This window comes from Haloplanus natans DSM 17983 (genome assembly GCF_000427685.1).
GTDB lineage: Archaea > Halobacteriota > Halobacteria > Halobacteriales > Haloferacaceae > Haloplanus > Haloplanus natans.
On sequence record NZ_KE386573.1, the window covers coordinates 920265 to 934694 of the forward strand.

Consider the following 14430-nt stretch of genomic DNA (forward strand, 5'->3'; position numbering starts at 1 on the left):
GATTCTAATTCCCGGTTATACGAACATACCTCCTCCGTATTTCTCGGGTTTCGAGGCTTCTATACGGTTAACAACTGGTTAATGCGCGGGTGCGACCCGCGCGTGTCTAGCTGTTAGCCTCTTGTCACGTGGTGCGAGGAGTAATCGGACCTTTACTCGGATTATTCTCTCGTTATGTGAGCGAATTGGCGATTAGCTATATGGGTAGGTGTTATGTGTAGCAGTGTCCGGTCACCCACGTCGGTCGTCACGGCGGTTCGACTCCGCCGGTGGGCGTCCCCTCACGGGGGGAGAGACACAATGGACGAACGATTCGACATTTCACGGCGGAAGGCACTGGCCGCGCTCGGCACCATCGGGGTAGCGTCGGCGGGCGCCGGACTCGGCACGAGCGCGTACTTCAGCGACCAGGAGACGTTCGAGAACAACTCGCTCGTGGCCGGGACGCTCGATATGGGCGTTTCCTACTCGGCGCACTACTCGGACTGGAGCGACGACGAGGACGGCAGCGACACGACGACGACTCAAGACGATGTCGATGTCAACATGTGGGACGGCGGTCCGAACACGACCGGCACTGCCTCGGACCTTACGAGCGGGTACACCGGCCTCCCGACGAACGACGCGTGGCTGATCGAGGTCGACAACCCAGAACAGTTCCTCGAAAACACAGAGACGGAATCGTACAACGACGAAACAGCGCTTACGTGTACGAATGGTACGGCAACCTCGCAGGCAGACGACGCTCCCAAGCCAGTCATCGACTTGGGTGACGTGAAGCCGGGTGACTTCGGCGAGGTCACCTTCGATTTCATCCTCTGTGACAATCCCGGCTACGTCTGGATCAACGGCGAACTGCAGAACGCAAGCGAGAATGGCGTCACCGAGCCTGAAGCCGACGATCCAGACGAGGATCAGGTCGAGGGGACGCAGGCAGAACCCCCGCTGAAAGCCGGCGAATCCGGCGAAGCGGTGGTAGAGCTTCTCGATGTCGTGCAGGCGGCGGTCTGGGTCGATGACGGAGACAATTATCAGGACAAGGACCCAGCCGAGCCGTTCGAAGCCGTGAAAACGGGATCCCTCCGACAAGTGCTGGGCATGATCGAAGGTTCCAACGGGACAGCACTCACCGGTAACATGAATGCCGAAACGGGTGGCGGCACGGGGAGTCAGGGTTGCTTCTCTGCCAATACGGAACACTCGGTTGTCTTCGCGTGGTGGGTCCCGGTCGATCACGGCAACCAGATCCAGTCCGACAGCGCGGAGTTCACGCTCGGCTTCTACACCGAGCAGTGCCGCCACAACGACGGGAGCGGCATGAACAACGAGAATCTCGGTCCGCAGACCGACGACGACGCGGAGACGCCCTCGTAATCGCGTCCGACATCGACCCATTTGGAGCACGGCGTCTCCGGCTTCACCGGAGGCACGTGGCACGGCGACGCCGTGCCACGGCGGTTCGACTCCGCCGGTGGGCATCCCCAGGATGGGGAGCGAGGCCACTTCGCGGTGGTCACGAGGAGGACACAACCAATGTCAAACGATTTCGAACTGTCGCGGCGGAAGGCACTCGCCGCACTCGGTAGCATCGGCGTGGCGTCTGCTGGAGCGGGGCTCGGTACGTCCGCGTACTTCAGCGATCAAGAGACGTTCCAGAACAACTCGCTGACGGCCGGTGAACTGGACCTCAAGGTCGACTGGGAGGAGCACTACTCCGACTGGTCGGCGGATGAAAATACTGATCGGACCGAGGAGGATGGTGGTGAACTCGGTGAAACTAATTCCAGTGAATTCGATGTTCTGATGGAGGAACCGACGAATCCCGACGGATATCGCGCATTCCCACCCGGTGCATCGGAGCCGCTAATCTGGGTCCCTGACCAGTACGTGGACGATTTCATGGACAACACGTCCATCGAAGGGTTCCCCGATTCCGATAATAACGGGATTACCGACTTCCCGATCGAAGAGACAAACGGCCGAGGTCCGTGTGAGTACTTGGCCGACGTGGGTGGCGACGACCAAGGACTCGATCCGGACAGCGATCCCCTGGGCCGAACCGACAACGACGACACGCGTCTCGACGACGACTCTCCGGCGCCACTGATCAATCTTCAGGACGTGAAGCCCGGTGACTTCGGCGAGATCACGTTCAGCACGCATCTCTGTGACAACGACGGCTACCTGTGGATGAACATGCCGGACGGCTTAGATGCGAGCGAAAGCGGTGTTACCGAACCGGAGGGTGACGACCCTGACGAAGACGCACCGGAAGGGGACACCGTCGAACTCGTTGACGATATCCAGACGGTGATCTGGTACGACAACAACTGTGACAACCTGATCACCTGTGACGATCCGATCGATATCATGGCGGTGGCGGACACCTCCGGAAGTATAGGTGGTTCGCTGAGCAATAGCAACACCGAGGAGGAGATCGACCTCATCCGTGATGGTGCAAATACGTTCGTGGACGAGTTGGCTTCGAGTCCGAACGCGGATCAGATCAGAGCCGGTCTCTTGACATTCAACGGTCCGGGTGACGCCGGTGGCAATAGTGGTGCACCGAGAACGTTCAACCGGCCAGCGCTGCGAGCCGGCCTCGGACCCCTCAGTCAGTTCGATACGGATGGCGACGGTAATGCGAACGCCGGAGAGTTCCTCCCTGACACCGGGAACGGCAACACACCAACCCCCCACGCGCTGGATCTTGCGAAACAAGTCCTTGACGATCAGGGCCGAAACAATGCACGCCAAGTCATCGTGCTCATCGCCGATGGGCTGCCGAACTACACCAGTCCAGAGTCCAGTACCACTCCGTACACTGTCACGGATGCAGAGGGCAGTCCGCTCTCCGGAAGTGGTGCGACATACACCTCAAATACGCTTGCCAACTATCCGTACGACGGTCTCGGCGGTGATGGGATCTCTTCGAGTGACGAGCAAGAAGAGACTGCACTCGCTGCGGAAAACGTCCAGCAGGCAGGTATCCCGATCATCGTAGCGGGGATCAGCCTCGATCAGGCCTCCTCGAACGCCGACGACTTCCTGCGCGACGTGGTTGCGGGTGACGACGGCGACCGGACCAACTCTCAGATGAATCAGGGATTCTTCTTCAACGCTGCGTTTAATCCCGGTCCTGGCGAGGACAGCGTTACCGATGTCGCCGACGCAATCGCTCAAGCCCTCGTCGGTGGGGATGAAGGCGTGTGCGACGAAACGATCTTCAGTGGAACGCTCAAAGAGGCCGAAGAGGCTCTTACCGCGAACGATGGTCGTGGTATCCCGCTTGATGCCGATCGAGATACGCCGTTCGACGAACTCAACGATCCCGAGGACTCCGAGATGCGAGAGTGTTTCTCGTCGGCATACACTGCCTGCTTTGGCTTCTCGTGGTGGCTACCAGCCGACCACGGCAACGAGGTCCAGTCCGATTCCGTCTCGTTTGATATCGGCTTCTACACCGAGCAGTGCCGCCACAACGACGGCAGCGGCATGAACAACGCCGAAGTTCGTCCGGAAGAGACGGACGCCTAACGCCACCACCTCGCTCCCCATCTCACCCGCACTGGTCGTCTCGGGGATCCACCCCGAACGGCGGTTCGATTCCGCCGGCGGGCCTTGATGCCGCTCGATTCGCTCACTCGACGGCGGATTCTCGCCGCGGTCGGGAGCGCCGGCGCTCTCTACCTCGGTATGGACAGAGCGGCGGCGACACTCGGATACGGAACGGTCGACATGAACCAGCGAACGGTGAACGGGACGTACGCACAGACCCAGGGGTTCGCCGACGAGAATCCGCCACCGCGGATCGGGCTCACGTGGCGCGAAATCGTAAACGGGACCGTGCAGGAAGACACGGGACTCACGAGCACGACGGACGGCGAGGCCGGCAGCGTCGGCCTGATCGTCGACGAGGCGGTCGTGCCCGGCGACTCGGGGTCCGTGACCATGCGGGCGCGGTTGCTCAGCGGGGCGGACGTCGACGCCGCGAACACGGCGAACGCGGAACTGTACCTGCTCGCCCACATCTCCGACACGGCGGAAAACGGGATCAACGAACCGGAACGGGACGCAGGGGACACCGCGGATACCGACGGCCTGCCCGGGGATCTGGCCGAACACGTCCGAATGGCCGTCTGGGTGGACGAAAGTATCCTCACCGGCGACGGCAACGGCGAACTCGAGGACCTCCCGATCATCGGCGATACGCCTATTGCGGAGGGTTCGCTCGCACAGGTCGCCACGGCGTCCGATCTGGCCGGCGACGCACGCGGTAACACGGGTGGCTACCGAATTTCGGTCGGCGGCGACACGTGTCTCTCCCCGGGCGACGAGGTGTACGTCTCGTTCGAATGGGAGATTCCGGAGAGTGTCGGCAACGTCATTCAAGGGGATTCGGCCACGTTCCAGGTCGGCTTCGATCCTCGGCCGTGTCCGGAGTGATTCCCGTGTCGAACCCTTCTGTTAACGTCCCATTACCGGGGCATTTGCACCCGAACCAAACCGGCGGTGTCGTGCGATTTGTCCCTGTTGATCTCGACAAAACCCCTATCCGGACGGGCTCCCCGTCAACCCCCCTTCAGGCTCCGCTTACCTCTTCCGGAGTCGTATCAAAGCGGCGGATAACTAAGACCAATACAGGAGTCGATAGTGATGATGGACACAACGGGGGCGATCGACGGGTGGTCGAGTCACATCGGGGGGCAGCCGTGACGCTCGTGTGTCGGCGTCGGTACGGCGCCTGCGCAACTGGAGGGAGTCACACATGGACCTGATGAACGACCGGAACGTTCCGCGGCTGGCAGTGAACGTGCTGGTAGTGCTCGTGCTGGCGGCCGTCGTCGTTCCCTTCGTCGTGTACGCAGTGCCGGGTGTCGTCGGCGCGGACCACGGGCTCGTCGTCCTCTCCGGCAGCATGGAACCGAAGATGAGTCCGGGCGACGCGGTCATCGTCCGGGAAGTGCCGGCGTCGGAGATTCAGGAACGGGATATCATCACGTTCCAGCGAGCCGGCAGCGAGACGCCGACGACGCACCGCGTGATCGAGAAACGGCAGACAGAAAACGGCGTCGAGTACGTCACGAAAGGCGACGCGAACGAGGAGCGGGACCGCGGAACGGTTCCCCAGAGCCGCGTAATCGGCGAGGTAATCTTCGTGATTCCGTTCATCGGCCACGTGGTTCAGTTCGCCAACACGCAGCTCGGCTTCTTGACGCTCGTACTCACGCCGATGGCGCTGTTCGTGCTCTCGGAGCTCTGGGAACTGGCGAAGTCGGTCCGAGAGCCCGACGCGTCGAAGGACGAAGCGACCGATGACCCCGCCGTTCCGGCCGACGCGGCCGCGGAATCCGGGTCGGTGGATACCGGTGTCGACGCCGACGCTGGAACCGACACTGACACCGACGGCGACGATAGTGGGTTCACCCTCACCCGTTCGAGCCTGCAGTTGATCGTCCTCCTCCTCGGACTGTACGTCCCGTACAGCGGATACGTAGCGTGGACGACGCGTGAAGCGTGGTCGATCGGCGCCGCGACGGCCACCGGGATCGCGTTCCTGTTCGGTGTCGTCCTCTATCTCGCCAGTCGTGGCGCCGGCGGTGGATCGACATCGACGACGAGTCGATCGGTCGACGGCGTCGTCAGACGCGGCGAGCTACCGGCACAGATCGGCGAGCGGACGACGATCCCGCTCGAGTCGGTCGAATCACTGGTTCAGATGGCGCTCGACCGCGACGACTGGGTCATCTACGACGACGACGAGGACACGTACTACATGACTCGGGACGACGCCCTGTACCTACACCGTGCGTCGCCGGAGACCGACGGCGGGACCGCGTTCGACGGCGGGACATCGGAGGTCGATAGCGTGAGCGCCGACGGGGCGTCGAGCGAATCGGCGCCCGGAGACCGATCCGAGAGCGACGATACGAAGACGGGCGGTGGCGACGTGTGAGCGACCGCCGCCCCCTGTCGCGCCGAAAGCTCCTCTTGGCGGTGGCTACCACCGGGGCTGCGGCGTCGACGGGGAGCGGTGCGGCGGCGATGTTCCACGATTCGGAGACGACCACGTCGGCGGTGACAGCGGGGACACTGGATCTCGAACTCGGGCCGTGGACGAGCGATGGCGCAGGTCCGAGTCCGTTCGAAGACGGTACGGTCTCGAACGGTGACAGCGGTCGGGAACGGCGTGAACTTTCGATTTCCGATAACCCCGGATATCTCTGGTTCCGGACGGCGTGCGCTTGCGATCCGGTTACTCCGGTCGAAGAAGCGCTGTTCCTCCGATTCGGAGTCGACGAAGATGGCGACGGCACCGTCGATCGGTGGCTCACTGACGACCACCTGTCGCTCCGTGAGAGTCGCGAGCGGTTCGGAGACGGTGTCAGCATCGGTGAACTTCCCACGACGACGACGTGGCAGTTCGTCGTGGACTGGAAAGTCGATGTCGAGGAGAACATTACCGACGAAACCACCGTCGAGTTCGACTTCGTGTTCTACGCCACGCAGTCGCGCCACGTGATGAACGCGGACTCCGTCGCGCCCGACTGGGAGTGTGACTGCGACGGGACCGGCGGTGGCGAAGGGGGTAGCGAGTCGCTTCCGGGCATCAGTTGGGTTGCCTTCTGTGCGTCCGAACCGTTCTCGAAAAACGACCTCGAATTCTCCCGGAGTGAGGACGAACGGACGCTCACGCTCACGAGCGTTCCGGATGCAGTCGACACTATCGCGCTCAAATACGGGCCGTATCTGGACGTGTTCACCGACCTCCCACAGTCGACTCTCACGGTCGGGACTGGCGGGATGTACGAAAAACAGGGTACCCAGTACCCGGGAACCAACCCCACGCGCTCCAACGGCGTTCCGTGTCCGGAGTCGTACGGCTGCAAATACGAATTCGAGGAGGAGATGTGGGAGTGCAAGAACAACCTGACGGACGACGGAACCAGCGGGAACAACGACGTGGTCGACTCCATGGGCAGCCACCCCTCGCTCCGCTCCGTGGCCCACTCGGCGGGGGGTGAGGACTGAATGTCGTCCGACGACTTCGACTTCGACTTCGACTGGACTTCCGTTGCGACGCTGGTCGCCGCGTTCGTCGTCATCGCCGCGGCTTCCGGCGGTGCGACGTACACGTCCCTCTCCGATACGGAACAGTCACCGGGGAACATAACGGTCGAACCGTCGTTCACCCTCGGGACGTATCAGGTGACCCCGATATCCTGCAGTGAGGCCAAGTCGGCGAAAGCGACGGGCGTGACTCCTAATCCCGCCAAGCAGGAGCCGGTCAAGACCTTCGATGTCGAGGGTGAAGGGAAGTGTGCACAGATTTCGTTCTGGCTCGCACCGTTCTGGTTCGGAGATGCGGATCCCCAGAATTCCACCGTTGGCCACTACGTTCGCGGCGAGTGGGTGTGGCTGGAGACGAGCGTCGGTATGGAGACCGACGGTACGGTCAGAATCGACACCGTGACCACGAACGGATACAGCCCGTTCGCGGTGTTCGTGTCCAACGGGACACAGCCGAAACCGACACAGGTCGCCGGGAACGTCACGCCAGCGAACGCCACGTCTGCAAACGAGACGACGCAGAACGGAACGGCTCCGGCATCCGGCGCACAATCGTCGGCAGGGCAGACGGAGAACGGAAGCACCACCGTCAACGGCGCGAACTTGAACAGCACTCAGTCGGGAAGTGGCTCCCAGACCGGCACTGGTTCGGCGACCGAGTCTGACCCGTCCGAAACTTCGGGTGGTGGCAGTCGTGACGACGGGAGTAGCGACGGCGGCGAGACGAAGAATGGTGGGACGAAGGAGAGCGGCGAGACGAAAGATGGCCAGACGAAGAACGGTGAGGGCGGCGAGACGAAGAAGAGCGGCGAGACGAAGAAGAGCGGCGAGACGAAGGAGAGCGGCGAGACGAAGAAGAGCGGTGGCCAGACGAAGGATGGCCAGACGAAGAACGGTGGGACGGACGACGGCGAGAGCAGCGAGACGAAGAGCGGTGAGGGTGGCGAGACGAAGGACGGTGAGACGAAGGAGAGCGGTGGGACGAAGGACGGTGAGACGAAGGAGAGCGGTGGGACGAAGGACGGTGAGACGAAGGAGAGCGGTGGGACGAAGGATGGCGAGACGAAGGAGAGCGGTGGGACGAAGGACGGTGAGACGAAGGAGAGCGGTGGGACGAAGGATGGCGAGACGAAGGAGAGCGGTGGGACGGACGACGGCGAGAGCAGCGAGACGAAGAGCGGTGAGGGTGGCAAGACGAAGGACGGTGAGACGAAGGAGAGCGGTGGGACGGACGACGGCGAGAGCAGCGAGACGAAGAGCGGTGAGGGCGGCGAGACGAAGGATGGCCAGACGAAAGAGAGCGGTGGTGAGACGAAGAACGGTGGGACGGACGGCGGTGAGGACGGCGAGACGGAGACCGGCGGCGAGACCGAGACCGGTAATGGCGGCGAGACCGAGACCGGTAATGGCGGCGAGACGGACGGCGGCGATGGTGGAGAAACCGATGGTGGTGACGCCGACGGCGGAGAGACCGATGACGGCGGCGACGGTGGAGAAACCGATGGTGGTGACGCCGACGGCGGAGAGACCGATGACGGCGGCGACGGTGGCGAGACGGACGGCGGCGATGGTGGCGAGACGGACGGCGGCGATGGTGGCGACGCAGACGATGGCGGAGAGACCAACAACGCCGACGATGGCGACGAGACCTCGGACAGTAACACGGAACAATGACTCCTAGCGGCGTCGAACTATCACGGGTCGTCCGCCGATTCCGCCGGGCAGTCAGCGACCCATCCGAACATCGGTGGCTCCGTCCCGTCGTCGCGACCGGATCGTGGCTCCTCAGGCTCCCCGGAATGCGTCCACACGCGCCGAAACGGAACGTAATCTTGGGGCTCCTCTATCTCTACGGGCTGCTCGTTCTGGCGTCGGTCGGTGCCGTCTGACTGTCGTAACGCCTAATAGTCGAACACTCTTTTTTTCGACAATGAGAGCAACACGTACGCAACGGAGGTGGGACCGTGGGGGTTGAAATAAAGGAGTCCGCCGTCTCCGACGCTGCCTTCGAGGACATGAAGGGGTTCGTCGCCGACTACCTCGCGGCGAGCGTCGAGAACGAGGAGGACGGCGGCCGGATGCGGTGGTACCCGTGGCACAGCGCCGAGTATCGGTTCAATCACACGCTGAACGTCGTCGACCTGGCGGTCGATATCGCCCGTCGTGAGGGGGCCGACGTCGACGTGGTTCGCGTGGCGGCGCTGTTTCACGACATCGCGAAACTCGAAGCCGAGCAGGAGCGCCACGCCGACGAGGGCGCCCGTGTCGCCCGCGAGTACCTCACGACGCGTGGCGACTACCCGGCGTCATTCGTCGATCAGGTGACCCAGTCCGTCCGCGAGCACTCCTACCAGGGGACGCTCGGGGACGTGTCGCTGGAGACACAGTGTCTCATCGAGGCCGATATCCTGGACAAGATCGGTGCCAACGGCGCCGTGTTGATGCTCCTGCGGATGGGCTACGAGTCACGAACCCACATGGACGCCGGCGAGATGATCGACCGCGTCCTCGAACGCGGGCGCGATGCCGCCCGGCGCGTACAGAGCGACGCGGCCGAGAGCGTCGCACACCAGCGGCTGAAACGGGTGAAGTGGTTCCGCGAGTGGCTCGAAGACGAAGTTCCGGGAATCGACGGGACGGACGCGGACGACGATGTCTGAATTCTTCGGTAGAAACGTTGCGCGGCGTGAACGGTGCGACGGGCCCGCCGTCCGGCCCGCTCAGTCGTCGCCGGTCTGGACCGTACCCACGTCGACCTCGGCACCGCCGGCTTTCGAGGCCGGTTCGGGGAGGCTGGTACGGACGTCCTCGCGGCTCTCCTCGGCGATGACCTCGGCGTAGGCGTCGGGCATCACCTTCGTGAAGTTCAGCACTTCGGTGCCCCAGTCGTCGAGCAGCGTCGCCGCGCGGTCGCTGTCGGTGTACGCCGCGTGGTTCTCGACGAGGCGGCGGAGCATGGCCTCGTCCGACTCTTCGAGGTCGTGGTGGATGGTCACCATGCCGGTGTTGGCGCGGTCCTCGAAGTCGCCGTCTGGGTCGTAGACGTAGGCAATGCCGCCGGACATCCCGGCCGCGAAGTTCCGCCCCGTCTCGCCGAGGACGGCCACGACGCCACCGGTCATGTACTCACAGCCGTGGTCGCCGACGCCCTCGACGACGGCTTTCACGCCGCTGTTGCGGACGGCGAAGCGTTCGCCCGCGAGGCCGTTGACGTAGAGTTCGCCCTGTGTCGCGCCGTAGAGACAGACGTTGCCGACGAGGATGTTCTCCGAGGGCGTGTAGGCCGCCGTTTCGGGCGTCCGGACGATCAGCTTGCCACCGGAGAGTCCCTTGCCGACGTAGTCGTTGGCGGCACCGACGAGTTCCATCGTCACGCCGTTGGCGAGGAAGGCGCCGAAGCTCTGGCCGGCGATGCCGTCGAAGGTACAGGAGATGGTGTCCTCGGGCAGGCCGCTCTCGCCGTAGCGTCGCGAGATACGGTTCGAGAGCATGGCGCCGACCGCGCGGTCACCGTTCGAGATGTCGCCGCGGATGTGGATTGGTTCCCCCTCCTCGATGGCGTCGGTCGCCTCGCCGATCAGGTCGTGATCGAGGTGGGTTTCCACGTCCGCGTGTTTCTGTTCGCGGACCTTGTGGCGCGCGCCACCCTCGGGTTCGGCGATGATGGCCGACAGATCGAGATGCTTGGCTTTCGGGTGGTCGGTCTCGGTCTGTTTCAGCAGGCTCGGCCGGCCGATCATCTCGTCGACCGTCCGGAAGCCGAGGTCGGCCATGATCTCGCGCAGTTCCTGCGCGAGGAAGATCATGTAGTTGATGACGTGATCCGGCTGGCCGGAGAAGCGCTCGCGCAGGTCCTCGTCCTGCGTGGCGACGCCGGTCGGACAGTTGTTGGTCTGGCAGATGCGGGCCATCACACAGCCCGAGGTGATGAGGCTGGACGTGCCGAAGACGTACTCCTCGGCACCGAGCAGTGCGGCGACGGCCACGTCGCGGCCAGTCATCATCCCGCCGTCGGCGGAGATGCGGATGCGGTCGCGCAGCCCCGTCGCGCGGAGCATCTGGTTGGCTTCGGCGACGCCGAGTTCCCACGGCAGGCCGGCGTTTTTGATCGACGTCTTCGGCGACGCGCCCGTCCCGCCGGAGTGGCCCGAGATGTGGACCACGTCGGCGTTGGCCTTGGCGACGCCGGCGGCGATAGTGCCGATACCCGCCTCGGCGACGAGTTTCACGTTGATGTCGGCCTCGGGGTTGGCCGTCTTCAGGTCGTGAATCAGTTGCTTGAGGTCCTCAATGGAGTAGATGTCGTGGAGCGGCGGCGGCGAGATGAGTCCAACGCCGGGCGTGGAGTAGCGGACGTGGGCGATCATCTCGTTGACCTTCTTACCGGGGAGGTGGCCACCCTCACCGGGCTTGGAGCCCTGTGCCATCTTGATCTGCAGTTCGTCGGCCGAGGAGAGGTAGTTCGACGTGACGCCGAAGCGGCCGGAGGCGACCTGCTTGATGTTACACTCCTTCTCGGTGCCGAACCGCTCCGGTGGCTCGCCGCCCTCGCCGCTGCCCGACTTGCCGCCGATGCGGTTCATGGCGATGGAGTTGGTCTCGTGGGCCTCCGGCGAGAGCGATCCGAGCGACATCGACGCCGTCGCGAACCGCTCGACGATTTCGTGGACCGGCTCCACCTCGTCGAGTGGGACGGACTCGCGGTCGCTGTCGAACTCCAGGAGGCCACGGAGCGTCTGGAGGTTCTCCTGTTGATCGTTGATGAGGTCGGCGAACTCCTCGTACTTCTCGTAACTTCCCGACCGGACCGCCTGCTGGAGCGTCCCGACCGTCTTCGGGTTCCACTGGTGGTGGATGCCGTTCGAGCGGTGTTCGTACTCGCCCTGCCGTTCGAGGTCCGGATCGGCCCCGTAGGCGACGGCGTGTCGCGTCATGAGGTCGTCTTCGATCTCCGGGATGGCGATGCCTTCCGTCCGAATCTCCGTCCCCTCGAAGTACTCGCGGACGAACTCCGAAGAGAGGCCGACGGCCTCGAAAATCTGGGCGCCCTGGTAGCTCTCGACGGTCGAGATACCCATCTTCGCCATCGTCTTCAGGAGGCCGTCCTCGAGGGCTTTCTTGTAGTTCGCGATAGCGTCGGCCTCGTCGGCGCCGTCGGGGCCGGCGACGATGTCGCAGATACTCTGGTAAGCGAGGTAGGGGTTGACCGCGTCTGCGCCGTAGCCGACGAGCGTGGCGAGGTGGTGGACCTCGCGGGGGTCGCCGGATTCGATCACGAGGCCGGCGTGGTTGCGGAGGCCGTTCCGAACGAGTGCGTGGTGGACGCCGCCGGTCGCGAGCAGGCTCGGAATCGGTACGCGGTCCGGCCCCGTATTCCGGTCGGAGAGGACGACGATGTCCGCCCCGTCCTCGATGGCCGCCCGGGCGTCCTGGCGCAGGTCCTCGACGGCTGCTCGGAGGTCGCCGTCTTTCTCGTAGGTCATATCGACGACCACCGAGTCGAACTCGCCGTCGAGTGACTTGATCTCGGCCGTCTGAGCGTCGGTTAGCACTGGCGAGTCGACGACTAGCTGTCTGGCGTGTTCCGGCGTCTCGTCCAGCAAGTTGCGCTGGGGACCGAGCCGGGACTCCAGACTCGTCACCAACTCCTCGCGGATGTAGTCGATCGGTGGGTTCGACACCTGCGCGAACAGCTGTTTGAAGTAAGTAAAGAGCGGCCGGTTGAAATCGGAGAGCACCGACAGCGGCGTGTCGTCACCCATCGAGCCGACGGGGTCCTTACCCTCCTTTGCCATCGGTTCGACGAGGTGGTCGAGCTGGTCGTACGTGTAGCCGAAGGCGGCCTGTTGAGCGCGCAGCGACGCCACATCGTCGTGGGGGGCGTAGTCGGTCGACGCACCGTCGCTGAGGTGGCGTTGCTCCTGTTCGACCCACTCGCCGTATTTCTCGTCGGTGAGCTCGTCGAACACCTCGTCGTCGGGCACGACGCGGCCACGCTCGGGGTCGGCGACGAGCAACTGACCGGGCTGGAGGCGGTGGCGCTCCTCGATGTTCGACGGGTCGATGTCGAGTGCACCGGCCTCGCTGGCCATGATCAGTCGGTTGTCCCGTGTCACATCGTACCGGCAGGGCCGGAGGCCGTTGCGGTCGAGGGCCGCGGCGACCTGTTCGCCGTCGGTACCGACGACGAGGGCCGGCCCGTCCCACGGTTCGACGAGGCTCGCGTGGTAGTCGTAGAAGTCCCGTCGCTTCTCGCTCATCTCGTCGTTCTTGCGGAACGCCTCGGGGATGAGCATCCGGAGGGCGTGAGGCAGGTCACGGCCGCCCTGGACGAGCAGTTCGAGGGCGTTGTCGACGGAGGCGGTGTCGCTCTGGTTCGGGTCGTTGATGATCGGCTTCAGCGTGTCGATGTCGTCGCCGAAGTCGGAGTGAGCGAGGTCCGTCTCGCGGGCCCGCATCCAGTTGATGTTGCCGCGAATGGTGTTGAACTCGCCGTTGTGGATGATGCTGCGGTAGGGATGCGCGAGATGCCACGCGCCGAGCGTGTTCGTCGAGAAGCGGGCGTGGACGAGCACGAGTGTCGATTTGACCCGCTCGTCGACGAGGTCGGGGTAGTACGTCGGTAGCTGGGTTGCCTTGAGGAGCCCCTTGTAGACGAGGGTTTTGCGGTCGAGCGAGCAGATGTAGAACCGGTCGGCGCCGGCGGACTCGAGTTCCTCGATGGCGTTCTCGATGGCGCGGCGCCCGACGTAGAGCGCACGATCGAACTCGTCGTCGTCCATTCCCTCGGTCGGTCGCACGAACGGCTGGTAGACATCGGGTTCGGAGTCGAGGGCGGTCCCACCGAGCTCCGAGTTGTCCGTCGGCACGTCCCGCCAGTGGAACACGTCGACGCCGTGTTCGGCGAGCGTCCGCTCGAAGATGGTCATGAGCCCCTGTCGGGCCGCGCCGTCCTGGGGCATGAACACCGAGCCGACCGCGTACGTCTCGGGGAGGTCGGCGTCGACGACGTCGTCGAAGAACTCGTCGGGCCGCTGGATCATGATGCCGGCGCCGTCGCCGGTCGCCTCCTCGGCACCCGTGGTGCCCCGGTGTTCGAGGTTGATCAACAGGTCGATACCGTCGGCGACCGTCTGGTGGGAGTCACCGCCGTCGAGGTCGAGAACGACACCTACACCACAGTTCGATCGGTCGTCGGTGGGGGTAGCCAATCCCTCCCCCGTGGCGTGGGCGTCTCTCCGCGGCTTGGTCATATCCCCCCTTCTATGTTCCCACTTATCAGCCTGTCCCTGTTACCGTAAGGCTTCATTAGTCACATACAAGGTAATATATATCATACTAAGTCTCTGAAAGTCCTTA

At 63.8% G+C, this 14430-nt stretch carries 9 protein-coding genes; 8 read left to right on the top strand and 1 reads right to left on the bottom strand.

The features are described 5' to 3' along the window. Window positions 1-300: 300 nt before the first annotated feature. The 8 genes from HALNA_RS06905 to HALNA_RS06940 all read left to right on the top strand — a co-directional run bounded on the left by HALNA_RS06905 (window position 301) and on the right by HALNA_RS06940 (window position 9731). Window positions 301-1374 carry a SipW-dependent-type signal peptide-containing protein gene (locus tag HALNA_RS06905; RefSeq protein ID WP_049935663.1) on the top strand — a complete coding sequence of 358 codons (1074 nt, stop codon included), beginning with the start codon at window positions 301-303 and terminating at the stop codon, window positions 1372-1374. A gap of 159 nt (window positions 1375-1533) precedes the next feature. Beyond that, complete coding sequence (locus HALNA_RS06910; protein ID WP_049935664.1) at window positions 1534-3537, top strand: vWA domain-containing protein; 2004 nt, start codon at window positions 1534-1536, stop codon at window positions 3535-3537. A gap of 87 nt (window positions 3538-3624) precedes the next feature. Beyond that, the gene (locus HALNA_RS06915; RefSeq protein WP_049935665.1) at window positions 3625-4446 is read left to right on the top strand and encodes a hypothetical protein; all 822 of its coding nucleotides are present in this window, start codon (window positions 3625-3627) and stop codon (window positions 4444-4446) included. A 322-nt stretch (window positions 4447-4768) separates the two neighbouring features. Beyond that, window positions 4769-5956: a signal peptidase I gene (locus HALNA_RS19320; protein WP_211225999.1), complete on the top strand. Its 1188-nt coding sequence runs from the start codon at window positions 4769-4771 to the stop codon at window positions 5954-5956. Then, complete coding sequence (locus tag HALNA_RS06925; protein WP_049935666.1) at window positions 5953-7032, top strand: hypothetical protein; 1080 nt, start codon at window positions 5953-5955, stop codon at window positions 7030-7032. Before HALNA_RS19320 ends, HALNA_RS06925 begins: the two co-directional genes overlap by 4 nt. Next, window positions 7033-8745 carry a hypothetical protein gene (locus HALNA_RS06930; protein WP_049935667.1) on the top strand — a complete coding sequence of 571 codons (1713 nt, stop codon included), beginning with the start codon at window positions 7033-7035 and terminating at the stop codon, window positions 8743-8745. Then, window positions 8742-8960, top strand: a complete 219-nt coding sequence (locus tag HALNA_RS06935; RefSeq protein WP_049935668.1) for a hypothetical protein — start codon at window positions 8742-8744, stop codon at window positions 8958-8960. Before HALNA_RS06930 ends, HALNA_RS06935 begins: the two co-directional genes overlap by 4 nt. Before the next feature lie 75 nt (window positions 8961-9035). After that, the gene (locus tag HALNA_RS06940) at window positions 9036-9731 is read left to right on the top strand and encodes an HD domain-containing protein (RefSeq protein WP_049935669.1); all 696 of its coding nucleotides are present in this window, start codon (window positions 9036-9038) and stop codon (window positions 9729-9731) included. Window positions 9732-9791: 60 nt separating this feature from the next. Here HALNA_RS06940 and gltB read toward each other — a convergent pair whose 3' ends face one another. Further along, window positions 9792-14324: a glutamate synthase large subunit gene (gltB, locus tag HALNA_RS06945; RefSeq protein ID WP_049935670.1), complete on the bottom strand. Its 4533-nt coding sequence runs from the start codon at window positions 14322-14324 to the stop codon at window positions 9792-9794. Window positions 14325-14430 lie beyond the last annotated feature (106 nt).

Excerpts from the sequence above, each read along its gene's own strand:
- HALNA_RS06905 (WP_049935663.1), top strand. The coding sequence starts at position 301 with ATGGACGAACGATTCGACATTTCACGGCGGAAGGCACTGGCCGCGCTC.
- HALNA_RS06910 (WP_049935664.1), top strand. The coding sequence starts at position 1,534 with ATGTCAAACGATTTCGAACTGTCGCGGCGGAAGGCACTCGCCGCACTC.
- HALNA_RS06915 (WP_049935665.1), top strand. The coding sequence starts at position 3,625 with ATGCCGCTCGATTCGCTCACTCGACGGCGGATTCTCGCCGCGGTCGGG.
- HALNA_RS19320 (WP_211225999.1), top strand. The coding sequence starts at position 4,769 with ATGGACCTGATGAACGACCGGAACGTTCCGCGGCTGGCAGTGAACGTG.
- HALNA_RS06930 (WP_049935667.1), top strand. The coding sequence starts at position 7,033 with ATGTCGTCCGACGACTTCGACTTCGACTTCGACTGGACTTCCGTTGCG.
- HALNA_RS06935 (WP_049935668.1), top strand. The coding sequence starts at position 8,742 with ATGACTCCTAGCGGCGTCGAACTATCACGGGTCGTCCGCCGATTCCGC.
- gltB (WP_049935670.1), bottom strand. The coding sequence starts at position 14,324 with ATGACCAAGCCGCGGAGAGACGCCCACGCCACGGGGGAGGGATTGGCT.